At 39.5% G+C, this 24146-nt stretch carries 22 protein-coding genes; 3 read left to right on the plus strand and 19 right to left on the minus strand.

Annotated features, from left to right (window positions below):
• Nucleotides 1–412 precede the first annotated feature (412 nt).
• The 7 genes from BDR01S_RS06360 to BDR01S_RS06390 all read right to left on the minus strand — a co-directional run bounded on the left by BDR01S_RS06360 (nucleotide 413) and on the right by BDR01S_RS06390 (nucleotide 8593).
• The gene (locus BDR01S_RS06360; RefSeq protein ID WP_066255085.1) at nucleotides 413–859 is read right to left on the minus strand and encodes a hypothetical protein; all 447 of its coding nucleotides are present in this window, start codon (nucleotides 857–859) and stop codon (nucleotides 413–415) included.
• Between the two features lie 189 nt (nucleotides 860–1048).
• Nucleotides 1049–1552, minus strand: coding sequence for a DinB family protein (locus BDR01S_RS06365; protein WP_066255088.1), 504 nt, complete (start codon nucleotides 1550–1552; stop codon nucleotides 1049–1051).
• 99 nt (nucleotides 1553–1651) lie between these two features.
• On the minus strand, nucleotides 1652–2179 hold the full coding sequence (hpt, locus tag BDR01S_RS06370; protein WP_157406112.1) for a hypoxanthine phosphoribosyltransferase: 528 nt from the start codon (nucleotides 2177–2179) through the stop codon (nucleotides 1652–1654).
• 78 nt (nucleotides 2180–2257) lie between these two features.
• The gene (gene adhE / locus BDR01S_RS06375) at nucleotides 2258–4861 is read right to left on the minus strand and encodes a bifunctional acetaldehyde-CoA/alcohol dehydrogenase (RefSeq protein WP_066255090.1); all 2604 of its coding nucleotides are present in this window, start codon (nucleotides 4859–4861) and stop codon (nucleotides 2258–2260) included.
• Nucleotides 4862–5020: 159 nt separating this feature from the next.
• Entirely contained in the window at nucleotides 5021–5248 is a 228-nt protein-coding gene (locus BDR01S_RS06380) for a hypothetical protein (protein ID WP_066255092.1), read from the minus strand.
• 569 nt (nucleotides 5249–5817) lie between these two features.
• On the minus strand, nucleotides 5818–7368 hold the full coding sequence (locus BDR01S_RS06385; RefSeq protein WP_082797320.1) for an NAD(P)H-hydrate dehydratase: 1551 nt from the start codon (nucleotides 7366–7368) through the stop codon (nucleotides 5818–5820).
• Between the two features lie 34 nt (nucleotides 7369–7402).
• Nucleotides 7403–8593, minus strand: a complete 1191-nt coding sequence (locus BDR01S_RS06390) for a MalY/PatB family protein (protein ID WP_066255096.1) — start codon at nucleotides 8591–8593, stop codon at nucleotides 7403–7405.
• A gap of 167 nt (nucleotides 8594–8760) precedes the next feature.
• On the opposite strand from BDR01S_RS06390, the gene BDR01S_RS06395 reads away from it, so the two are divergent.
• Nucleotides 8761–9735: a 2-hydroxyacid dehydrogenase gene (locus BDR01S_RS06395; RefSeq protein WP_066255101.1), complete on the plus strand. Its 975-nt coding sequence runs from the start codon at nucleotides 8761–8763 to the stop codon at nucleotides 9733–9735.
• A gap of 146 nt (nucleotides 9736–9881) precedes the next feature.
• Here BDR01S_RS06395 and BDR01S_RS06400 read toward each other — a convergent pair whose 3' ends face one another.
• The 10 genes from BDR01S_RS06400 to BDR01S_RS06445 all read right to left on the minus strand — a co-directional run bounded on the left by BDR01S_RS06400 (nucleotide 9882) and on the right by BDR01S_RS06445 (nucleotide 19639).
• The gene (locus BDR01S_RS06400; RefSeq protein ID WP_066255104.1) at nucleotides 9882–10556 is read right to left on the minus strand and encodes a DUF1028 domain-containing protein; all 675 of its coding nucleotides are present in this window, start codon (nucleotides 10554–10556) and stop codon (nucleotides 9882–9884) included.
• Nucleotides 10557–10647: 91 nt separating this feature from the next.
• Nucleotides 10648–11100 (minus strand): RidA family protein, encoded by a 453-nt coding sequence (locus tag BDR01S_RS06405; RefSeq protein ID WP_066255108.1) that lies wholly within the window; start codon nucleotides 11098–11100, stop codon nucleotides 10648–10650.
• A 126-nt stretch (nucleotides 11101–11226) separates the two neighbouring features.
• Nucleotides 11227–11925, minus strand: a complete 699-nt coding sequence (locus tag BDR01S_RS06410) for an ABC transporter ATP-binding protein (protein ID WP_066255110.1) — start codon at nucleotides 11923–11925, stop codon at nucleotides 11227–11229.
• A complete protein-coding gene (locus BDR01S_RS06415; protein WP_066255113.1) occupies nucleotides 11918–12712 on the minus strand; it encodes an ABC transporter ATP-binding protein in 795 nt (264 codons plus the stop codon). The genes BDR01S_RS06410 and BDR01S_RS06415 overlap by 8 nt, the downstream gene beginning before the upstream one ends.
• The gene (locus BDR01S_RS06420) at nucleotides 12702–13727 is read right to left on the minus strand and encodes a branched-chain amino acid ABC transporter permease (RefSeq protein WP_066255116.1); all 1026 of its coding nucleotides are present in this window, start codon (nucleotides 13725–13727) and stop codon (nucleotides 12702–12704) included. The genes BDR01S_RS06415 and BDR01S_RS06420 overlap by 11 nt, the downstream gene beginning before the upstream one ends.
• Before the next feature lie 14 nt (nucleotides 13728–13741).
• Nucleotides 13742–14608 (minus strand): branched-chain amino acid ABC transporter permease, encoded by an 867-nt coding sequence (locus tag BDR01S_RS06425; RefSeq protein ID WP_066255119.1) that lies wholly within the window; start codon nucleotides 14606–14608, stop codon nucleotides 13742–13744.
• A gap of 11 nt (nucleotides 14609–14619) precedes the next feature.
• Complete coding sequence (locus BDR01S_RS06430) at nucleotides 14620–15789, minus strand: ABC transporter substrate-binding protein (protein WP_235846500.1); 1170 nt, start codon at nucleotides 15787–15789, stop codon at nucleotides 14620–14622.
• A gap of 415 nt (nucleotides 15790–16204) precedes the next feature.
• Nucleotides 16205–17464, minus strand: coding sequence for a Zn-dependent hydrolase (locus BDR01S_RS06435; RefSeq protein WP_082797321.1), 1260 nt, complete (start codon nucleotides 17462–17464; stop codon nucleotides 16205–16207).
• 141 nt (nucleotides 17465–17605) lie between these two features.
• On the minus strand, nucleotides 17606–19066 hold the full coding sequence (locus BDR01S_RS06440; protein WP_066255129.1) for a 4-hydroxyphenylacetate 3-hydroxylase family protein: 1461 nt from the start codon (nucleotides 19064–19066) through the stop codon (nucleotides 17606–17608).
• 57 nt (nucleotides 19067–19123) lie between these two features.
• Nucleotides 19124–19639 carry a flavin reductase family protein gene (locus tag BDR01S_RS06445; RefSeq protein WP_066255131.1) on the minus strand — a complete coding sequence of 172 codons (516 nt, stop codon included), beginning with the start codon at nucleotides 19637–19639 and terminating at the stop codon, nucleotides 19124–19126.
• A gap of 231 nt (nucleotides 19640–19870) precedes the next feature.
• Between BDR01S_RS06445 and BDR01S_RS06450 the strand changes: the two genes are divergently transcribed.
• Both BDR01S_RS06450 and BDR01S_RS06455 read left to right on the plus strand, forming a co-directional pair.
• Nucleotides 19871–21190: a helix-turn-helix domain-containing protein gene (locus tag BDR01S_RS06450; protein ID WP_066255135.1), complete on the plus strand. Its 1320-nt coding sequence runs from the start codon at nucleotides 19871–19873 to the stop codon at nucleotides 21188–21190.
• Between the two features lie 215 nt (nucleotides 21191–21405).
• Nucleotides 21406–22548: a CAP domain-containing protein gene (locus tag BDR01S_RS06455; protein WP_066255138.1), complete on the plus strand. Its 1143-nt coding sequence runs from the start codon at nucleotides 21406–21408 to the stop codon at nucleotides 22546–22548.
• 344 nt (nucleotides 22549–22892) lie between these two features.
• Here the strand turns inward: BDR01S_RS06455 and BDR01S_RS06460 are convergent, their stop codons facing one another.
• Both BDR01S_RS06460 and BDR01S_RS06465 read right to left on the minus strand, forming a co-directional pair.
• Nucleotides 22893–23243 (minus strand): 2Fe-2S iron-sulfur cluster-binding protein, encoded by a 351-nt coding sequence (locus BDR01S_RS06460; RefSeq protein ID WP_066255140.1) that lies wholly within the window; start codon nucleotides 23241–23243, stop codon nucleotides 22893–22895.
• 185 nt (nucleotides 23244–23428) lie between these two features.
• A complete protein-coding gene (locus BDR01S_RS06465; protein ID WP_066255142.1) occupies nucleotides 23429–24130 on the minus strand; it encodes a GntR family transcriptional regulator in 702 nt (233 codons plus the stop codon).
• Between the last annotated feature and the right edge of the window lie 16 nt (nucleotides 24131–24146).

Genomic DNA, 24146 nt, shown 5'->3' on the forward strand with positions numbered 1-24146 from the left:
CGTAGACTTCTTCTGGAAATTCGTATAACTCTAGCATTGGATTGTGATAGATTAAATGACTAATCTAATCTTCTGTCCTATGTATATTTATTTGCTTATTGGTATTTTAACAAAATAATCAATGATTTAATATAGTTTGCTAACACTCAATTCAGATTAATTTGTTGAAACATGTAGAAATTTTTCTCAAAAATGTAAAATTAATAAAAACCGAAAGACAAAGTAGTTCTTTTGAAGTACTCCCAATGATTTATTGAGAAAAATCAATGATAGGATGCCTATATCATAGTTATATCATTATGCTAGCACCATGATATATTAGCCTAGCACAGGAATAAAAAAGTACCTTTAATACAGCAGTTACGCTTGCCGCATTAAAGGTACTTTGATAAGTAACGTGAGATATTTGTATTTAATGTGCATGTGAATCGTGGCGGCCGCTAAAATTCCTCCAGTTTTTATGATACTGGGCTTCCAATAAAAAGCCAATCAGCATTTCAATTAGTCCAACCCCCATAAATGCCGGTTGAAGCCAACTTTGCCAGCCAATCCAGTAAACCTGAGCGGCGATCCAGATCAGCATCACTGCTCCTAGTAGTATGACGCCTGCACCTGCATAACGATAGTTGAAAAATAATAATAGCGCGGCAATGATGCTTAGCATCCCATTAGCTGCTAGCAGAGTAATCCCTGGAATAAAGAAGTCTTTATATGGACTATCTTTCAATAAATCCACTGTCATACTTAGCCTGCTGCCGTCCGGACTTACAATAAACATCATTCCACAGAGTATTGCACCGGCACCAATAAACAATAAGAAATCTGCAGTAACAAATCTTAAAGCCTTGTACGTTTTCATGATCCCCATCTTCTTTCGATTAGATTTGGAAAATCGTCGTCGAAACAAAGAGAGTTATTCTATCCGTCTATATTATACTATTTTTGTTAAAAAAAGGAAAGAAATTGAATGTTTTGGCCAGCCTTTTCTAGCCCATAATCAAAAAGCACACTTTTGTTAAGTGTGCTTAGTCTAAAACAATATGTACTTTTATAATGCCGGTGCTTCCATCCCTATTTGGCTCCATTCGTCTCTTGATGGACCATAAACTCCGGGGACATTCAATCCAGCTTGGCGCATTAGAACGGTCATTTGTCCGCGATGATGGATAATATGTTTAATCAATAGATCAAGTGTTACTGCTTTTGGCATATCCATACCAAACACATTTTTCATTTCTTTCAAGGAAGCGTCAGTCCACTGCTGTTTAACAGCGTCGATTGTGTCGGCACTAACCTTACGAAAGGTGTCCGCGATTTGCTTTGCCGATGACGGAACAGCACTTGAGTTTTCCACATTTTCAACAGTAATTCCAAATTCATTCAGCATTCCCGGTGTACTTGTTACAACATGCCATGCAATTCTCCCTAAGGTACGGTCGTCTGGTGATACGGCTTGTTGAAGTGAATCATCTGTTAATACATCCAAAACCTTTTGCGTAGAAGCTGCTTCTTGGTTCCAATCCTTAGTAAATTCAGCGATAGAAGTATACATCATTCATTCCTCCATTTTTCAACTGTAGTTCAATAAAAGTATATCATCGTTACTTTTGATAGCAAAATTTCCCGCAGAAACTGTTTTTCAAAGATATTCCTAATACTCCTCCACCGTGGAGATATGTGGTAAATTCCGATACTTTTGGGCATAGTCAATCCCATACCCAACAATAAATTCATCCGGAATCACAAAGCCAACATAATCGACCGGCAACTCAACTTTTCTTCTTTCAGGCTTATCTAAAAGAGTGCAAATCCTAATGTGTTTCGGTTTGTGTGTCTTCAAATGATCACGTAAGAAATGCAGTGTCAGCCCGCTGTCGATAATATCCTCCACTACCACTACATTTTGATTGGTAATATTCGCATCCAGATCCTTCAATAGCCTTACTTTCCCCGTTGACTCTGTTTCGTCTCCGTAGCTCGATACAGAGATGAAATCAATTTTAATATCCCCCTTCATCTCACGAATTAAATCCGCGGCAAAAACAAAGGAACCCTTTAAGACAGCGATGAGGACAATTGCTTCATTATTAAAATCACTTTCAATTTGCTCTGCTAATTCCTTTACTCGTTCTTTAATTGCTGTTTCGGAAATCATCACATCTTTAATCCTGTATGCCAAAAAATCCACCCTCTTCTAAAAAATAAAAAGCCAATACGAAAAACCAATTAGTTTGATTTTTCGTATTGGCAAGGATTATTATACCCCTTTATACGCTTGGCGGTAAATTTCAGCTAATTCAGTTACTAAAGGAAGCTTAGGATTAGCAGTAGTACATTGGTCTTCGAAGGCCCTGTCTGCCAGGTAGTCAACCTTGCTCTCGAATTCGACTTTATTTATATGATTTGCTTCAAGGCTCATTGGGACTTCAAGTTCTTTCGCCAATTGAATAATGGCTTGAACTAGACTCTCCACACCTTCCTCAATGGTTCTTGCAGGTAAACCTAGGATTCTAGCAATTTCAGCATACCGTTTGTCTGCTTTGAAATGATTGTACTTCGGAAAGGCAGTAAATTTCTTCGGTTTTGTTGCATTATAGCGGATTACATGCGGCATTAGCACTGCATTTGCCCGTCCATGGGCAATATGGAACTCAGCACCCAGCTTATGGGCAAGACTATGATTAATGCCTAAAAATGCGTTGGCGAACGCCATACCGGCAATCGTCGAAGCATTATGAATCTTTTCACGCGCTTCTTCATCCTGGCCGTTTTTGTAAGCTCTTGGCAGGTACTCAAATACAAGTTGGATCGCTTTAATGGCTAGGCCATCGGTAAAATCATTCGCCATGCACGATACATAGGCTTCGATCGCGTGTGTCAATACGTCCAATCCAGTATCGGCGGTAATATGTTTAGGTACCGTCATCACAAACTGCGGATCGATAATGGCGACGTCTGGTGTCAATTCATAATCTGCAAGTGGATATTTAATATTGGCTTCTTTATCCGTAATTACCGAGAATGAAGTTACCTCGGAGCCTGTTCCAGATGTAGTAGGAATAGCTACAAATTGTGCCCTCTGTCCGAGATTCGGATATTTAACAATCCGTTTTCGTATATCTAAGAATTTTTGTTTTAAGCCAAAGAATTCGGTATCCGGATGTTCATAGAATAACCACATTCCTTTGGCAGCATCCATTGCGGAACCACCGCCGAGGGCAATGATCACGTCTGGCTGGAAGTTAGCCATCATTTCCGCACCTTTCATGACTGTTTCGATCGATGGATCCGGTTCTACCTCGGAAAAGATTTCACAATGCACATAATCCGGACGCTTTCTTAAATAATAAAGTACTTTATCAACATAACCTAATTTCACCATTCCAGGGTCGGTGACAATAAATGCTTTTGATATTTTCGGCATTTTCGCAAGGTATTGAGTTGAATTTTTCTCGAAATAGATTTTAGATGGCACTTTAAACCACTGCATATTAATATTCCTTTTCGCCACTTTTTTAATATTCATTAGATGAATGGTACCAACATTGGTAGAAACCGAGTTTCCGCCATATGTTCCACAGCCAAGGGTCAATGATGGCATATACGCATTATAAATATCACCTATCGCACCTTGTGATGATGGAGCATTGACAATAATACGGCCCGCTCTCATCCGCAGTCCAAACTTTTTAATAACGGTCTGATCCGTGGTATGAATGACAGCCGAGTGGCCTAACCCACCGAACTCCAGCATTTCTTCGGCCCGTTTTAGTCCTTCCTCAAGACCGCTTACCCTGTAGCAGGCAAGCACCGGGCTTAATTTCTCCCTTGAAAGCGGAAATCCTGGTCCGACACCTTTTAATTCTGCGATAAGAATCTTTGTATCATCTGGAACCTTTACCCCTGCCAGCTGGGCAATCTTTGAAGCAGCCATCCCAACAATAACTGGATTAACCGCACAGGATTGCTCATTAATGACTAATTTTTCAACCTTAGCTTTTTCTTCTTCATTTAAAAAATAACAATTATTAGCCACCATTTTTTGTTTTACACTGTCGTAAATTTCTTGATCAATAATGACTGCTTGTTCGGAAGCGCAAATCATCCCATTGTCAAACGTTTTTGATAGAATGAGGTCATTTACTGCTTGATCGAGATTGGCTGTTTTTTCAATATAACATGGTACATTTCCAGGTCCTACTCCGAGTGCCGGCTTACCTGAACTGTAAGCGGATTTCACCATTCCCGAACCGCCTGTGGCAAGAATTAGCGAAATTTTCGGATGGTTCATTAAAGCTTGTGTTGCTTCAAGCGATGGTGCTTCAATCCATTGAATGCAATTCTCTGGTGCACCTGCTTTGATCGCTGCTTCTCTAAGCACTCTTGCAGCTTCACTGCTAGATTTCTGTGCTGAGGGATGGAAAGCAAAAATAATCGGATTGCGTGTTTTTATCGAAATGAGTGATTTAAACATTGTGGTCGACGTTGGGTTGGTTACAGGTGTTACTCCTGCAATTACTCCCACTGGTTCCGCAATTTCAATCATTCCTTCATGTTCATTTTCGTTAATGATACCTACGGTTTTATCATATTTGATATTATGATAGACATATTCTGTCGCAAACATATTTTTAATAATTTTATCTTCATAAACGCCTCTGCCTGTTTCTTCTACAGCAAGCTTTGCAAGCGGCATATGCTGGTCAAGACCGGCTAAGGCCATTTCCTTCACAATTTCATTAATCATATCTTGGTCAAAGCTGCGGAACTCAGCCAATGCTTTTAGTCCGTTTTCCACTAAACCGTTAACCATCTTCGTTACATCTTGCTTTTCTTTAACCGCCTTTTCAACTATAGCCATCGTAATACCTCCATTTGATTAAGTGATTGTGAAGTATTTCACAAGTTTCTCTAAAAAATATTGTCTGGTATTCTCTCTGGATGCCTTAAATCTTTGTGAAATATTTCACATGATTAGGTAAAAAAATAATAAAACTTCAATTGACTATTGTGCAAATAACTATTCACAGACTGGATTGCGTGGAATCTTTTCAAATAAAATGTCATTAAGAACCTTCGAATATTTTTTAACCATGATTACATAATTTACGGTCCAGATATAGGCGGGGATTTCTTCATTTTCTTTAAAATACATCGCCTCAAATTCGTCCCCAACTGCTTCTTCAAATGTTTTTAGGGAATAAGTTTCAGAATCGGTAGAGAAGGTTCTCCATTCACAAACCATCATGTCTTATCACTCCTTGTTTCTTTATGAATTTATCATAGCATGAATTTCAGATAATAGTTTGTGAAGTATTGAACAAAGTGTGAATAATGGTTAATTTAGCTAAAATAGGTCCAAGTCCTTATAAATCAGTGTTTTAAATGAGGATATCTGCATATTTGTTTATCTTGCATTGAAAACGTTTACATAAATTTTATTATATCGAAATAGTTCTTAATCGATTTATCTACGGTCAGTAACGCGACCATGAATAAGCGTAATACAATTTGGAACTGGCCGAGAGTAATCACATAAGAACCTCTTTCTTACCGTAACCACCTCTCAAACTAGTTTTCGGTCATTTAAGAGCCCTCTTTCTTACCGTAACCACTTCTGAAACTAGTCTTCGGGCGTTTAAGAGCCCTCTTTCTTACCGTAACCACCTCTGAAACTAGTCTTCGGTCGTTTAAGAGCCGTCTTTCTTACCGTAACCACCTCTCAAACTAGTTTTCGGTCGTTTAAGAGCCCTCTTTCTTACCGTAACTCCTTGTAAAACATGATTACGGTCATTAAAGGGCTCCTTATATATTTTTTTACAAAATTAGATTCAATTGATCTCTCACTCCATCAATAAGATCGAACGGTCCTACTCCATAATGAGAAAGAACTTTTGCCTTTTCCTCACCAGCCCTTGCATGGAAGTAACTTGCCGAAATCAGGGCATGTAAGGGTGAGGCACCCTGTGCAAGGAAGGAAGTAATCAGCCCTGTCAGTACATCGCCGCTCCCACCTTTTCCAAGCGCATCATGGCCGTATGGATTTATGTATAGGTTACCATCAGGATTGGCAATTATGGAGCGATGCCCCTTTAAAAGCAAATAAACTCCATAATCCTTCGCAAAAGCTGCGGCGATTTCAAGGCGTTCATCTTCCACTTCGTTTACCGTCTTATTAACAAGACGAGCCATTTCCCCTGGGTGCGGGGTAAAAATCACTGGTCCCTGGTAGCTACGGACAACATCCAACTGATTCCTAAGCAAATATAAGCCATCAGCATCAATAACAACAGCCTGGTATTGAAGACTAGTTAGCATCGATTGAATCCATGCCTCGCCACCAGAAAAGCGACTCAATCCAGGACCTATCGCGATACTATCAAATTGTTGAAGCAAAGGTACCAGGACTTCAACTGACTTTTCAGCGAAATGTCCATTTTCATCTGGAAGTGGTAAAAGTAAGGATTCCGGGTTTTGGACGGCAGCCATTGGATAAATACTTTCAGGAACTGCTAACGTGACTAATCCCGCACCGGAATGTAAGGCTGCCTTAGCAGAGAAAATAGGCGCACCGACATAGTTACGTGACCCGCCTACTATCAGAGCATGGCCAAAGGTCCCCTTATGACCATGCCTCGGTCGAATCGGTACAGAAGACTTAACAAGTGTCTCCGTAATCAATTTAGGCATGACCAGTCCCAATTCCGCTGCACACGATGGAGGGACGGAAATGTCAACCGACTTCCACTCCCCAATAAACTTTGATCCTTCATTCAAAAAAAAGCCCTTTTTAGGAAAAACAAACGTTATCGTCTTTGTTGCTTTTATCGCCAATCCGTCCACTTTTCCATTTTCGCTGTTAACACCTGAAGGAATGTCGACAGCAATGACCAATTTTCCCCCATTAAATTCATTAACCATCTCAATAACCTGGTTCAAAGGATCTCTTACAGCACCGTTCACCCCTGTCCCTAACATGGCATCAATGATAATGTCTGCATGATTTAATTCATTTTGAAGTGCAGCCAGCGTTTGTTCGTGAAGATAGAAAATAGGTAAGCCTCTGTTAAGATACACATCAAAATGTACTTTCGCATCTCCTTTGATTCGTTCGGGGGTAATTAACAAACACAACAGGGGCTTCAGACCAATATCGGACAGACGGCGGGCGATGACAAAACCGTCCCCACCATTATTTCCGCCGCCTGCAAGCACAATCACCTTAGGATTTTTACAAGGTGAACTGGCAAGTATTTCTTCAACCACCTGCGCACCGGCATTTTCCATTAATACAACACCAGGTAAGCCAAGCTTCTCCATCGTAAACTGATCCATTTTCTGCATATCCTTTTGACCCGCGGCAAACAAATTTCACCCCTCCTTTACCAACCTTCCTATCTGTTTATCGTACGTCCTCGAATTCTCTAGCAATCCTTTCAAACGCTTCCTGAATTAAGGGGCGAGGCGACGGGATACAAATTCTTTGCCACTGTAACCCTTCTTCGCCAAACATCTTTCCATCTTCGAGAAGAACATTTGCTTTATTATAGATTCGATCATGAATTTCTTCTGGCGAGAGGCCATATTCACTAAAATCCATCCACATGATATAGGTTCCCTCTGGAATTCTCACCTTTACTTTCGGCATTTTCTCCGCTAGAAATTGGACAGCCCATTCCATTGTGCCATCAATATAGTCCTTCAACTGCTCTAACCACTCGTCTCCCTCATTGTAAACGGCAATCAGTGCAGAAACGGTAAATGGTGAAGGTAGATGCATTCCCATTACGGTATTGTAGGTTTTTCTTAGTTCTGGATTTGAGATAATCACATTTGTGCAATGAAGCCCAGCGACATTGAACGTTTTATTGATGGCCGTAAACGTAATAATTCGCTCACCATGTTCGGTAGCTTTTGCAATTGGAATAAAGGTTTGATTGCGGCGAACCAAATCACCGTGAATTTCATCTGCAACAATCAGGACATCATGTTTAGCACAAATATCAGCTAATTTTCTAAGTTCTTCCTTAGTAAACACTCTTCCCGTTGGATTATGGGGGTTACATAAAATAAACATTTTCGTCGTTTCGTCTTTTGCCTTCGCTTCGAAATCCTCAAAATCTATTTGATAATAGCCTTCACTATTTGCTTTAAGTGGATTATTCATGACTTTTCGTCCGTTTGCTTCAATTGCGGAAGTAAACGGTGGATAAACAGGCCGTTGAATAATGATGCCATCTCCTGGGTTAGTCAATGCCTTAACCGCTACATTTAGAGCATGTACTGTTCCAGGGCTAAAGCTGATATCCTCCTGTGGAATATCCCAATCGTGTCTCTTTTTAAACCAATGCTGAATAGCCTCAAAATACTCTTTTGGAAAGATGGTATAACCAAAAATCCGGTGGTCGACTGTCTTATGTAAAGCCTCTATTAACGGCTGGGGTACAGGTAAATCCATATCCGCTGTGAACAATGGAATCGTTTCTTCATCATACCGATCAGTCAGGCCAATCTCTTTAAGGAGCTCCCCGCCATCCCATTTGATTGAATAGGTTCCTCTTCGGTTGACAATTTCATCAAAGTTATATTTCATGTAAATCCACCTTTCTACTAGTTATTACCTGTATACTAACACTTTTTGGATGGTTCCATCCACTTCTTCAAAATCGTTGTGCTTTTTTCATTTTCAAAATATTGACTCTTTAAAAATTCTATGTCTATTTAAAGATAGATGCCAAAAGGAGAAGAGACTATTAACTTATGAAAAGAAAAATACTTGCCTATAACTTTGAATTCTCTGAAACCCTAGATCGTTTGAGGGATCGTTTTGATGTAGAAATTTTTGAAAAAATAAATCCCAAAACAAACCCAGCCTTTTTACAATCTCTCAAGCAGGCCGAAGGAATTGTCGGTCTAGCACTCCCAGTCGATAAAGAATTACTAGATTGTGCCCCGAATTTGAAAATAGTCTCAAATAACTCGACCGGATATAATAACCTTGCCATTGCTGAGATGACTAAACGTGGTGTAATGGGAACAAATACACCCGGCGTCCTTGAAGATACGACGGCAGATGCAATTTTCGGTATTTTACTCGCTGCCGCCCGACGCATCCCTGAACTGGATCACTTCGTGAAGGCAGGACATTGGAAGCAGCATTTAACCCGAAACGAGTATGCCATTGATGTCCATCATAAAACCTTAGGGATTATTGGGATGGGGAAAATCGGTTCATTAATTGCAAAACGAGGGCATTTAGGTTTTGATATGAAGATTCTATACCACAATCGGACCCGTAACCTTGAGGCAGAGAAAAAATATAATGCTATCTACGCAAAGCTTGATAGCTTACTTATGGAAGCAGATTTTGTTTGTTTAATGACCCCGCTCACACCAGAGACCGAAAATTTAATCGGTGAACGGGAATTTAAATTGATGAAAAAGTCCGCTATTTTTGTCAATGGTTCGCGTGGGAAAACAGTAGATGAAAAGGCATTGATTGAAGCTTTAAAAAGAAAAGAGATACATGGTGCAGCCTTAGACGTATTCCAAAGTGAGCCAGTCAAAGCGGACCATCCGCTTCTCCAGTTTCCAAATGTGGTGACGACCCCGCATATTGGCTCATCTACTCACGAAACGGAATATAAGATGGCTAAGCTTGCTGTCGAAAATTTATTAGCAGGATTATCAGGTAAACGTCCACAAAACCTTATTAACCCTGAGGTACTGAACTAATTTTACAATGAGTATAAAAAGTTTAGGAGAGGGCTACAAATCAATTGATTTATATAAAAGAAAACAGAAAGAGTCAGTAAATTTCCAAAAAAATAACACATAGGGGATCGAGAGTAATCATCCCCATGTGTTATTGTTAAATTAGCTTATTCGTCACCTTTCACCCCATAGGAAGGGGCCAACTCAGGTACAACTGCTCTTACCTTATAGTCATTTGCCTGTGGTTTGTATATCTCCCACAGTTTCTTTAAATCTTCCAACGGGTTTTCACTATAATCAATTCGTAAATCAACATATGCGAACGGTTCATCTGTGTAAACGAGTAGTCCGATCGAATGCTCCTGATCGAGCTCGCCACCCATCTGGAAGCCTTTTTCAATCGCCAAGATTAGTCTATCAGCTAAAGGCTGACCTTCTGTTCGTAAAAATTCGCAACCCATTGCTTCCGGAATTGTGGGATCGCTGAGAAGATTACCGATACTGGCAACGTTTTTATCACAAAATTCACCATGTACACCCAGTGCCCTGCTTCCAGTGAAGGCAGCCGAATTTCCTTTCGCATCCACAACTGCTATTTGTCGATACTCTGGATATGGTGAAGCATCTTTCATCGCGCGGATCGCTGATTGGGCATCAAACCCGTTCTCTAACACAGAAAATCCAATCGAAGCCAATCTAGGATCGGTTACATTTTGTGTTAAAATAGCACCTACTCCTGTCTTTGCCCATGGGCACCTTGCACCAACCGATGGACTGCTGGATGTAACAATGACTCCAAACGCACCGGTGGATTGACAGCGGCCTGCTACCGAAAATGTCAAAATAATCCCCCTCCTATAAATAATTTTTATTCAATCTATTAACTACTGCTTTTACTATGAAAATAGTGATAAAACAGTAAAAAAAGAAATATTACTCACTAATGACTGCTTCAACATCTATCTCCATTAGCATTTCAGGCATAGCAAAGCCGCTGACTAGTAATCCGGTGCTGCATGGATAAACATCTTTAAAATGCCTCCCGATAACCGGGTACACTTTACTGCGGTCTTCACGATTCATTAAATAAACAGTAATTTTACAAATATCTTGAATGGTGCCCCCAGCTTCTTCAATTAGCTGCTTCACACATGTGCATGCCATTTCCGCCTGTGCTTCGACATCACCAATACCATGGAAGTTTCCATCCAAATCAAAGCCTGTTTGCCCTCTTAAAAAAATGCGGTTCCCTGCTCTTACAGCCATACTAAATTCGTTGACAATGTGGTGTTCCGGTTTTCCTAAATTTTTAGGATAATACTGTTCTGTTTTAAACTTCCGGAATCTCTGAATCTCTACTTTTTTAGTCTCACCATGAACTGACATTTTTAATTTTCCTCCCTAAAGTAAGCTGATATTATTTAAGGAATTAATCCTTAATTATTCCCCAAATTAAATATAAAGTTTATTCTGAAAATTGTCAATATCACCAATAATGCCCGGTAATCTTTTTTATCCCAGATAAGAACGCTGGACAATTTCACTTTCTTTTAGAGCGTTTTTCGTCCCTTGACCCGCTAAACGCCCCGCCATTAGCACGTAACCACGGCTGCAAAAGTCAATGGCCATCTCCGCATTTTGATCAACTAATAAAATAGTCGTTCCCTGCTGGTGTAATTCAGTAATTTTGTCATATACTTCAAAAACTAGTTTTGGGGACAAACCCATGGACGGCTCATCAAGTAATAACAGTTTTGGCTTTGTCATCATTGCACGGGCAATCGCCAACATTTGCTGCTCGCCGCCTGAAAGCAAACCTGCCTGCTGGTCTCTTCTTTCACGGAGGATGGGAAACGGCTCTGTAACCTCTTCCGCTCTTTGCTGACGATCTTTAGCTGGTAGTGTATAACCACCTAACAGCAAATTATCCCACACAGAAAGTAAAGGGAATACATGGCGGCCTTCAGGCACAAGTGTCATGCCGCGACTAACAAGTTTAAACGTTTTTTCCTTAATAATAGATTTACCCGAGAGCTGAATATTTCCGCTTTTTGGACGGAGATCGCCGATAATAGTTTTCAAGAGCGTGCTTTTTCCCGCTCCATTGGCACCAATCACCGAAACGGCTTCCTTTTCTTCTACCATCATGCTCACATTGTCTAAAGCACAAATCTGCCCATAAAAGGTACTTACATTTTCAACCTTAAGCATTTGCTTCAGCCCTCCCCATATAAGCTTCCAATACCGCTGGATGATTTTGAATCATTTCAGGAGGACCTTCAACCAGCTTTTCACCAAAATTAATCACAGTGATTTGGTTGGACAACGTATTCACAAGATGCATGTCATGAGCAATGATTAAAATGGTGATACCTTGATTATTCACTTGGGAAAATAGCTGCATAAGCTCTTTTGTCTCTTGCTGATTCATGCCTGCAGTCGGCTCATCAAGCAATAATAAATCAGGGTTTGTTGCTAAAGCCCTGGCAATTTCCACCCGTCTTTGATTCCCATAGGATAACCGTGCTGCATACTCATGGCGCATATCCCACAGCCCAACGAATTTTAAAATTTCTTCAATTCGTTCTTTTGCTTCCCGCTCCTTGTTTCGGAAGCTTTTAGTACGAAATACTGCAGGCAGCAGCTTTCCTCCTGTCATTAGATAGGTCCCAATTAATACCGTTTCAAACACCGTCATATCTGGAAATAGTCTAATATTTTGGAATGTTCTAGAAACTCCTCGCTCCGCAATTTTATCAGGCCTCAACGAAGTAATATCTTGATTCGATAACTTAATCTCGCCTGTATCAGGGGTAATTACACCCGTAATCAAGTTGAAAAGTGTACTTTTCCCAGCTCCATTTGGACCTATGATCGCATGGATATTATTTTCCTTTACAGAGAATGATAGATTGTTGACTGCCTTAACGCCCCCAAAAGATTTAGAGAGCTGATTGACAGTTAAAATGGCTGAATCATCAACAAAATTACTGCTCATAACTCAACCCCTCCTTCTCGACTACGTTTTTTTCAACTTGAATACTTTTCTTTAGGAGACGCTGCTTGGAAATTTGGAATAAACCCATGATTCCCTTAGGGAAAAACATGATCATGATGACGATTAAAAAACCATAAATTAACATTCTCAATTCAGGTGTTTCCCTTAATGCCTCGGAAGAAACGGTGAGGATTGCCGCTCCAATGATCGCTCCTGTAATCGATCCTTGTCCGCCGATCATGACCATTGTTAAAATGGTAACAGACATGCCAAAAGCAAAGGTTTCTGGACTAACTACATGAAGGAAATGGGCATATAAAGCACCCGCAGCTCCACAGAACGCCGCCGATATAGTAAACATGATGACTTTTGTTTTAAATACTGGAATCCCCATTGCTTGAGCAGCCAATTCATCATCACGAATTGCCGTACAGGCACGTCCAAACCCGGACTTAATTATTAACCTTGTAATCAAGATGCCTAGATACACAAAGATTAATAGTAATGGGTAGTAGTCATGGTATTGGATAAACGGAAATTGCAAGGTTCCCAATGTAATAGTAGGGGGAGCTGATATTCCTGCAATCCCCATTGGACCTCCCGTTAAGTCCGTCCAATTGAGAAAAACAAGCCAAATAATTGTTCCGAAAGCGAGGGTGGCCATTACCAGGTATTCCTCGATTAATTTCAGACCAATAAATCCAATGATCAACCCGATAACTGCCGTGATGATAATCGAGAAAGGCAGTGTTAACCATAATGAAAAACCTAGATTTTTTGCTAGAATCGCAGCTACATAGGCTCCTATTCCAAAGAATGCCCCATGGCCAACAGAAACCTGACCCGTATAACCAACAATTAAATCAAGACCTAAAGCGAGAATGGCATAAATTAGGATTAGATTAATAATATACATAAAGTAGGGATTTACGATTCCAAGTGGAAGGAGAAATAATGCAATCCCCCCCAATAGAAGCACACTTTTTCGGAAAGCTGATCTTTTGATTAGTTCCATATTTTCTCCCCCCTTTACACTTTTTGTTGGACAATTTTGCCGAATATTCCTTGCGGACGAACTAATAAAATAAATAACAAGATTACCATTGCGACCGCATCACGATAACCAGAAGAGATAAATCCGGCAGCAAAACTTTCAATGACTCCAAGCAATAACCCCGCAATCATGGCGCCTGGAATATTTCCCATACCACCCATAACGGATGCTGTAAACCCTTTCAATCCAGCAAATACTCCCATCGTTGGATAGACAAGGAAAACGGGTCCCACTAATATACCTGCTAGCGCACCCACAGCAGATCCAATAGCAAACGTGATTGAAATAATCTTATTGGCATTAATCCCCATTAACTGCGTTGCTTTGATATTCTGCGAGGCAGCTTGAACGGCTTTCCCCATCAGTGTTCGATTAATAAATAACTCCAAAACGATCATGACAAGAATGGTCAGGATAATAATAAAGATATAATGCTGATTGATCAGCATATCTCCGACCGCAATATTTTTTGATAGAAAGGGAGAGGTTAGCCGCTCAGGTGTTGCCCCCCAAATATATTGAGCTAAATTTTGCAAAACAATCGATATCCCGATCGCTGCGATCAGTAGATTTAATTTAGGCGCATTTCTCATCCTCATATAAACCATTTTTTCCATTAAGTAACCGAGTAACGCTCCAGCACAGACCCCGCCTAGATAAGCCAGCCAAATTGGAGTATCTAATAATAGAAGATAAAGGGACACGAATGCCCCTCCCATATAAACCTCACCATGTGCAAAGTTAATAAAACGCAGTACATTCCACACCATGGTATAACCGATGGCCATTAATGCATAAATACTGCCGAGAACAATTCCATTTATGAGTTGATCAATAAACACTAGTAATCACCCTATTCCGATTCTTTGATAACCTTAAAATCACCTTTTTGCACTTGCATAATCATTGGGGTATTAGCACGGTCACCGTTCTCATCAAACTTAATCGGCCCTGTAATGCCTTGATATTTTATTTTTGCTAGTGCGTCACGGGATTTGTCTGTGTCACCATCGCCTTCGGTCAATGCTTTGGCCAACGCCATTGCAGCGTCATAAGCAATAGCCGTATTCGCTTGAGCAGGAGTATTATTTTCCTCGGCTAATTTTTTAAACTCTGTCATTTCCGGAGTTTCTGCATTCAAATCAATCATCGAAGCAAATATATGATTTTCAACTGCATCGCCGCCCAATTTGATCAGCTGCTCGGAATACATAGAATCATCTGGTGAGAAGAATTGAATATTTAAACCTGCCTGTTTTGCTTGTTGTTCAATTAAGGCTACTTCATTGTATAGACCAACAACCATTACCGCATCGGCATTCAGTGTTTTTATCTTTGATAATTGGGCTGAGAAATTTTTATCACCTGGGTTATATTTTTCAGCTGCAATAAATTCTACGCCAAGTTCTTTCGTCGAAACTTTCGCCGCATCATACATGGTGATTCCGTAATCCGTATTTTCAAATAGCGCAGCGATTTTCTTTACCTTTTTCTCTTCTGCCATATATTTCATTACAGCAGGAACATAAACCGAACCGGTTAAGATTACGCGGAACAGATATTTGTTCCCCGTTTTTGAAAGGTCTGGGCTGGCTCCCATATTTAAATGAAGGACTTTCGCCGGACCTGAAACATCTTGTGCAGCCAATGTCGGCGATGAATTATATCCTCCAATAATCGCCTTAACGCCATCATTCATAATCATTTTATTTACGACGGCAACGGCTTCAGACGGAGTAGCTTTATCATCACCGACAATCAACTCAAGCTTTTTTCCATTGATTCCGCCATCTTTATTAATCTTTTTAAAAGCAAGTTCCACCCCATTTTTCATATCCTGGCCATACTGGGCATTGTCACCTGTCATTGGTGCTTGTAATCCTACCTTTAACGTGTCACTGCTCTTGGAAGAAGAATCACTATTTCCGGATGATGAATTCGTTGCCGAACATCCAACCAACAATACGGCTAGGACCAAAAACATAAACATTTTTTTTGCAATTAAGCTTTTAGAGAATACCAACTTCATTCCTCCTCTTTCTATTTGCATTTTTTAAACGTTTTCATATCTCTATTTGATGAAAATGATTCTAAGGGAGTAATTAATGGCAGATTTACGATGAAGTGTAGAACTGATATAGGCGGCAGTTTTCTAAGGAGTGGTGAGTAAATTTTTTTCATTGAATTAGGACCTGATCAATAATAAGTAAGGTATCTGTTTGCCTTTCATATGTGCAACACGAGCTCCTCCCTCCCATAATGAATGATCAAAATCCTTTCTTTTTTATTTACGGATTTTTTCTTTAATTATTCTCTTAATTAAAAATAACAAATTCATAGTGTTAATGTCAATTTAATTTTCTAAAAATTCTAACTTTTGTAATCTTTTTATTTTTACCATACTATATCATATTTTACAGGCATGCTTGTACTCTAACTCACTGAAAATTATAACTTTTCATAGAAAGTATACGATCTAAATTGATGATCCCCCGCAAAATTAAATTACCTGCTTTTTCAATATCCTCAGGCTGGCTATACTCCTCAGGGCAATGACTTTTCCCGTCTATGCTTTTGACAAAGACCATGGCCGACTTTGTGACACTTGCCATATGTGCTGCGTCGTGAACAGCCATACTAGGTAGTATTAAACACGGTTCATTCATATCTCTTGCAGTCTCGACAAGGCTATTAACAATATCTTGATCTAAGACCACAGGTTTTTGATCAAGAAAAACTTCCTGTTGAATTTTCACTTCTCGTCTTGCAGCAATTTCCTGCCAAATCTTTTGGATTGCTTCTAGCGCCTGTTGAATCGTTTCCGTCTTTTCAGCTCGAACCTCTAAGATAAAATCTATCTGACCTGGAATAATATTGGCTGCATTCGGGCTGACCATTAACTTTCCGACAGTACCAACAACATCCCCCTGGCCCTGGCAATATCTTTCTACTGCAAGAATCATCTCTGAGGAGGCAGTAAGTGCATCTTTTCGATGCTGCATCATCGTTGTACCCGAGTGGTTGGATTGGCCTATTACTTTGACAGTACTTCGATATGTCCCGACAACATTGTTAATTACGGCCATTGGAATATTAGCACTTTCTAAACGCTGTCCTTGCTCAATATGGAATTCAATAAAAGCCAGTTTATCACTGTGCATATTCTTCATCATCGCAAATTTATCAAGTCCACCGTTAACCTTCTTCAATTCATCGCTAAGCCGAGCGCCTTTTAAATCACGTGCATCTTGGAGCATTTCCGCGGTTAAACGACCAACAAATGAGCGGCTCCCGAATGTGGATAAATTAAAATCATTAGATTCCTCCGCAGTGAAGGAGACAATTTCGAGATCATGATCAAGGCGAATATTTGATTCTATTAATCTTTTCACAATTTCTTTAGCCATTAACACTCCTAAAGGTCCGTCATATTTACCTCCATTTGGAACCGAATCCAAATGGGAACCTATGACGATACTCCCCCTTTTTTTCCCCGTCCCCTTATATTTCCCCCAAATATTTGCAGCCCCATCAATGGTCACTTCTAACCCCATTTCCTTTATTTCTTCAATAAATAATTGACGAACCTCAATATCTGCTGGAGAAAAACTCGGCCTTGTTACCCCTCCCTGATCATTTTCCCCATACGTTGCATATCTCTCAATATCCATTAGTAATCTCTTTAGATTTATTCTCAAAACTGTACCTCACTTTCCTAATATATCAATACCAATTTCGATTTCAGAATTGGACCATATAAAATAAATTGAAGCAACAATATGGAATAAATCCAGTCTTGCTGCTCCAGTAAATTTTATTAAGCTCTAAATACTATCAAGTTATTTGGAAACAGGCGCAGATTGATTCAGCCCTGCTGCTTTTCGCACTAATTCACGCTGCGGTTCCATATCAAAGTTATTAAATACAGCCATCTGTTGAGCAAACGGCGGACTTTGTGCAAATAATTCAAACGTAGTTCTATGGCCCGCATAAGAGGAATTTAACAAATCCCTTGCGAAATAAAGTAATCTCCCGCGGTCTTCAGGCGTCCACTCACCCACAGAATAATATAGATCAAAATATTGCTTGATTTCTGGATCTGCCATCGTTGCAGAATCCGGAGTTACCGCTAATTGACCGCCCACGAGCTCTCGCGTTAGATGGGCCATCGCCGGGAAATTGGCTAAAGCAAAAACACGTCCGGTATACAGAAGGGATGGATTTGGCATCATTAACCCGCCTGGACTTCTTTTGGCGTCAGCTACGGCCGCGGTTAAATGGGCATTGATTCCTTCACGGTAATTGATGAGATCAGAGATTTTTTCTTTAACAGCTTGGAGATGCGTTAGACCTGTTTGTTCAACATTTAATAGCGCTGCACCAATTAAGTAATCAGCTCTGCGTAACAGTCTAAGGGTGTAATTAAAGGCAGAATAGCGATGTAGTGTGGAACGAATATAGGCGGCAGATTCTAGGGAGCGGTGGAATAGAACATTTTCCCACGGAATTAAGACGTTATCAAAAATGAGCAAGGTATCAATTTCTTCGAATTTCGTGGCGATTGGATAATCTTGAGGATTTCGATCCGAACCTAAGGATGTACGGCAAATATGCTTTAAACCCGGTGCTCCCATATCACAAATGAAGCCGCAGGCGAACGGGGCCATTTTTTCGGATCCGGCATTCCAATCTAGGATTGTTGGTTTTACAAATGCTTGGTGCGCATAAGCAGCAGCTGTTTCAAACTTTGCCCCTTTAACGACGATTCCCTGGTCATTCTCCTCAACCACGTGAAGCAAGGTACCGCCATCTTTTCCGCCGAACAATTTGCTTCTATCACCTTTTGGATCCGTGTTTGCCGAAACATGGAACAAGTCTTCTCGTGCGACTCGGTCAATATGGTACCTAATATTTTTCGCGTAGGTCGGATCGATTTCATTTAATTTATCTTGAGCGTCATAAAGGGACCACATTTCACCGATCGTTTCATCGCCGACGCGATAAACAACCCCGCCAAGATCATCAAGTACAGTTTCGACATGCTTGCGAATCGCTGTCAAATCATCTTTTGTCTCAGGCATTTTATACGCCCGTGAAACCACTTCACCGTCCGGAAGTCTGGTTGTTAATGTATCCTCATATTTCGCTTCAAGAGCCATATCATACATCCTGGCTTTTACATCAACGATGGGTTTAAACGATGGGTGCTCGGCCACATTTTTAACCTTTTCCCCATCAATAAAAACCTCTCGTCCATCATTCAAAGAATCTCGATATTGTTTACCTGTCATTATTGCCATTCTACTACCTCCTATGATTTCATTATTTACAAACCTATTAAATCCTGTTATTGATATTTAGGCTTTCTCAAATTTACCAAATTTCCCGCGATAGTAGACCAAAGGATCGCCATCAGCTGCATTGGCCTTCTGTACCTCGCCTAAAAAGACGGAATGTGTGCCCCCTGTTATTTCTTCGACAACCCTGCATTCGAGAGTCGCAAGTGTTTGACCTAAAACAGGATTACCTAACTCACCATAAGAAAAATCAACTCCAGCAAATTTATCCGAATTGGCTCTGGCAAATTTTAATGCTAACTCTTTTTGAGTGTCATTAACTATGTTTACCGTAAAGGATTCGGCCGCTGAGATAGCATGACATGTCCCCGTATTTTTATTGACGCAAACTAGGAGCATGGGCGGGTCAACGGACACGGAACAAACGGCACTTGCCGTGATTCCAAAATCGACTCCATTATTTCTGACAGTTATAATTGAAACTCCGCTTGCAAAATGACCAATGACTTGTTTGAATTCTTCTTGGTCAACCAACGTGACTTGCTCCTGGTTCTCATTCACCTTGGATTTATTCATTTATAACACCCCTACTCATTTTATTTACGGAATTTTTCTTTATATGTTCCTTAATTAAAACTATAAAGCTAGTGAATACTAATGTCAACAGAATTTTCTAAAAATTCTCTATAATTAACGTAGAAATGGTAATATGAAAATATGAAATAATTCCACAAGAGAAAATTTATGACGAAAGCTTTCCATTATTGTTATAATTAAATAACATAATTTTATTGGGAGGGAAGTTTTTTGAAACCAAAAGCCGGAATCATTGGACCAAATGACTCTGTCCAGCTTATTTCTGAAATAGCAACTGAATATAGTGACCGGCTGCTAGTTGTACCCTTTATTTACCAGAACCCTGAAGAAGCCACAAACATCGTGAAAAAAAATCAACATGCCGTTGACCTTTGGATTCTGGCCGGACCTGCGCTTTTTAAACCATTTCAAAAAAGCGCTGTCAAACAGCCATTTTTTTTACTACAGTTAGATGGTGCCAGCTTAACCAAGACCTTAGTTGACATTGGTTACAATGATAAAAGAAGTCTTGAACGGATTAGCATTGACACGCTGACTGAACGTGATGTTTATGAAACATACCGCGACCTTGGCATACCAAGCAACCAGGTTTATGTTCATGAGTATACAAATGAGACACCACTTGAAAAACTATTATCTTTTCATCTAAAACATTTTCAAGATGGAAAAGTTGATATTTGTATTACAAGCCTTCGTTCCATTTATAATCAGCTATGTTTACACAACTTAACATCCTATTGGGTTTCACCCACAAGAAGCAATATCCGCGAGACCCTGTCGACAGCCGTCCAGCAATGGGAAACGATGCATTTTAAACACTCACAAATTGCGGCTATACTCGTGAAAGTACAAGGGATGGAGAAAAAAGAAGACCATAATATGGTGTCCTACGATCTTCATCGTTTGAATTTAGAGATTCAGGCAGCTATATTAAACTTCGCAGAATCGATATCTGGATCATTTGTTACGATTGGTACAGGGGTATTTGTTATTTTTTCAACAAGGGGTTCGTTGGAAGAAACAGATCATTCGATTGCCTCTCTATTGGAAAAATTAGCATTACTTTCGGATTTACCATCTAATATTGGAATTGGTTACGGAGATACGGCCCTAACAGCCGAAGAAAATGCTCGGCTTGCGTTAAATCATGCCCAAAATTATGATTCATTTTGTGCTTTCCTGGTGGATAATAATGGCACGATTGAAGGTCCATTAAAAGAACAAGAGGCCATCTCCTTTCAATATCGCACAGAAAATAAGGAAATAAGTGAAAAACTAAAGAAATGCGGCATCACCATTACAACTTTTAATAAAATTTTATCCGTTCAGAAAAGAATGAGTAATGGGTCAATTACAGCAACCCAAATAGCAGAATGGCTGAAAATGACACCAAGAAATGCTCGGCGCATTCTAACTGGTTTAGTGGAAGAAGGAATGGCGGAAATTATAGGTGATGAGGCACCTTCCTCCAAGGGACGACCTCGGAAAATATATAGAGTCAGCGATACTTCTGAAATGATGAATAAATAGACCTGACAAAGCATGAACGTTCTTCCCCATAAATTACCTATGCTAGAAAAGTTATAGGCACTATCCAATTGAGATAGTGCCTTTATGATGTCCTTTGAAGTACTGTTTATAACCTTTGTATTGCAGCCATAATGCATTCTATTTTCCCCGTAAGCATATTACTTATACATTTTATTTTATTTGGTTAGAATTCTAATAAGAATGGAGGAAAGTTCATGGTTCGATTACTTGCGATCATCTCGTTTTTACTATTATTTAAATTTTCATTACCTGTTGTTGATAAACAGTTGGAGAATACAGATATCAAAAAAACGATTGATTCTGTTCAATCTGAAATAAGTGGCAAAGATAACCCTGCCTTATCAGACACGCTTACTAGTTTTTATCAAAAAATTCAACAATTAGCGGATCAGCTTGGTTTTCAGGTGGATGAGCTTCCTTTCACGAAACAAGAGCCGCAACAGCCGAAAGAAGTCGAAAAAGTAGAGTTAACTCCCCCGTCGGACCAAGTTTTTTCAATCAATAATATTGAACTTGGTAATCTAAAAGAAGATATTGATCATAATATAGGCAAGGCAAACCGGTCTTCTCTAAATGAATACGGGACAAAGTGGTATACCTATCACGAAGATTACCATGATTTTTTTATGGTCATGTACGATGATACCAACAAGGCAGCAGGATTATATACAAACCAAGATTTAATTGCTTCAACGAATGGAATCAAAATGGGCAGTTCAAAGAAAGATGTTCGTTCAAAACTAGGGGAACCTCTAACGAAAATTCAAAAAGGGTTAACCGTTTATCAATTACAGGAAAATAGTGACTATGATATGTTCTTACTTAAAGGAACATATGTAACAATCTTTTATGACAAGAATGAGGATAATACGGTAACCGCGATGCAATTAATCCGTAAAGACTTTGAGGAAAAGAAAACAGGTTTTTATACTAAGGCCAATTCTGCCTTAAAGGAAGGTTTTGAATATCAATTATTCGATTTGACTAATGCTGCTCGCGTACAGCATCAGCTTCCAATTCTAACATGGGATGAACACGTCCGAGGAACAGCTCAAAAACATAGCACCGATATGGCGGTCAATAATTACTTTGATCACACGAATCTTAAGGGAGAATCACCGTTTGACCGAATGAAAGAGGATGATATCAGCTTTTACTTAGCCGGTGAAAACCTCGCCTATGGTCAGTTTAGCAGCATCTTCGCTCATGAAGGGTTAATGAACTCCCTCGGACATAGAGAAAATATTTTGCGCAAGGATTACGAGTTTTTAGGGGTAGGTGTAGCTTTTAATAATGAATCACAGCCCTACTATACAGAAAACTTTTTTGCGAAGTAATAAACTTGATAAGCATTTATTGCACAAAAAAGCGATGAGCAGAAATCTCATCGCTTTTATTGTACATGTTTATTTGAGTGATCGGTCCCTACTACTTTATACATTCAATCACTGTTTGACGCGTATAACTAGTTAAGCCAGCGAACGAAGTTTTTTGTTCTTTTTCAAATGTAAGGGTTTATGCGTATAATAGATTTTTGCAAGTGCATGGTTATCGCAAAGTGAACATTTAATCTGATAGGAAGCTTTACTAATATGGGGAGTTTCTAAGAAGGTTAATATTTCTTTCATATGTCTGTCACAGGCCCACATGATCTCACCCCGAATTCATATTTTTTTACTTCTTATTTAATAGTTGAGACTTCTTTCTGAAGTTTATCAGGCTTTCTTTTTTTGACTACTTCAGTAACTTCATCATCCCAAGAAATCGAGATATCTCCGTTCGTCACAAATGTTTGACAGCCGAGGCGGTACCCTTTATTTAGCCATTCTTCACCTAATTTTCTTCTTTCCTGCACCTTGACGTTATCGAGGAATTCAGTACCTTCCTCAGCTTTAAATACGCAGCTTCCACAAATTCCCCCACCGCATCGGTTTGGGAGTTCTCCATCGTAACGAAGGGACATCCTTAAAATACTCGCATCCTCTGGTACCTCTATTTGTTTATTACTGTTAATGAAATTTATTTTTGGCATGCCTAGTTTCCTCCCCTTTATTTATCTTCTTGGTATACAATATACCACATTTACAATTTTCTAACAATATTAAAGTTTAAATATTTTTATTTTTCTGATAAAGGTAAAGATAAGACCACATCGAGGAGACGGTGTGGTCATTAATATAGATGATCGTTTCCTTCAAAATCATAAATTGGAACGGATCAAGTGGACAACAATTTTTCCTTTTTATTTAACTTTTCTTTAAAACTATTAATATAAGTGATATAAGCCTTTTTCGAGTTTTCAATATGAATCCTCATTAAATACTCGGCCATTTCGGCTTCTTTATCACGCAAGGCTGTCATGATATCAATATGTTCCTTTAAGGATTCTATTCTTCGGCCTGGTGTCTCATAGCCCATATTTGCTGACATATGTATATAGTCAATCAGACCAGAAAGAATCTCAAACAATTTAGGACTTTTTGATGCTTTATTTATCAAACGATTCATTTGAATATGTTCAAGATTAAAGTTTTCTTCTGCTTGTTCCTTTAACTCGATTAGTTCTTCGATCTTTTGATCCAATTCTACTTGTGTTTCTCTATCCATTCGCCTCGCTGCTAATTTGACGGCCAAAACTTCTAAAGAGGCAAGAATTGTAAAAACCTCGATGACTTCATTTTCAGAAATATTGCTAACAACGACACCTTTTCTTGGCACTGTTTTAACAAAGCCTTGAGATTCCAGCCGGAACAAGGCCTCCCGAATGGGGGTCCGACTAATTCCTAATTTCCCTGCAAGCTCTCTTTCAATTAACCGATCGCCTGCTTTTAGTTCGCCCTCGAGTATCATTTCCTTTAAGTATTTATAGGCATGCTCTCGAATCGATAAAAGATTGTTTTCCTCCCATCTTATATCCATAAACTCCACCCGCTCA

This window comes from Neobacillus drentensis NBRC 102427 (assembly GCF_001591445.1).
Lineage (GTDB): Bacteria > Bacillota > Bacilli > Bacillales > Cytobacillaceae > Neobacillus > Neobacillus drentensis.